2 protein-coding genes are annotated in these 543 nt (G+C 39.4%); both read left to right on the top strand.

The features are described from left to right. On the top strand, positions 1 to 228 hold a 228-nt coding region (locus tag RCF13_RS05175), incomplete at its 5' end, for an Asd/ArgC dimerization domain-containing protein (RefSeq protein WP_308140912.1). A gap of 17 nt (positions 229 to 245) precedes the next feature. Then, positions 246 to 543 (top strand): dihydrodipicolinate synthase family protein (locus RCF13_RS05170; protein ID WP_308140911.1); only part of this gene is annotated, 298 nt, incomplete at its 3' end.

Here is a 543-nt window from a genome sequence, read left to right as displayed (position 1 = left end):
GAAGTGTTAGAGAATAAGGAAGGAATTATCCTAAAGGATGATGTCCAAAATAATCAATATCCGATGCCAATCCATGTAGAAGGACAGGATGCAGTCTATGTGGGCAGAGTCAGAAGGGATTACAGCTTAGAAAATGGACTGAACTTATGGGTTGTAGCGGACAATATTAGAAAGGGCGCTGCCACAAATACAGTGCAAATAGCGGAGTTATTAATCAATCATATATAAAAAGGAGAATGGAGAATATGAGTATATTTGTAGGGTCGGGCGTAGCACTGGTTACACCATTTAGAAACAATGAAGTTGATTTTGAAAAAATAAAAGAACTCATCGAGTGGCATATAGAAAACAAAACCGATGCCATCATCATATGTGGAACAACGGGCGAATCTTCAACTATGAGCGACCAAGAAAGAAGGGCAGTGATTCAATTTACAGTGGATGTGGTTCAAAAAAGAATTCCTGTAATTGCAGGAAGCGGCAGCAATAATACAGCATATGCGGTTGAACTAAGCAAATATTGTGAAGAGGTTGGCGTCGATG

The sequence above is a fragment of the Stenotrophomonas maltophilia group sp. RNC7 genome, assembly GCF_030910085.1.
In the GTDB taxonomy this organism is placed as follows: Bacteria; Pseudomonadota; Gammaproteobacteria; order Xanthomonadales; family Xanthomonadaceae; genus Stenotrophomonas; species Stenotrophomonas sepilia.
The sequence above is the reverse complement of the archived record's forward strand: the minus strand, read 5'-3'. Positions and strand labels throughout refer to the sequence as shown.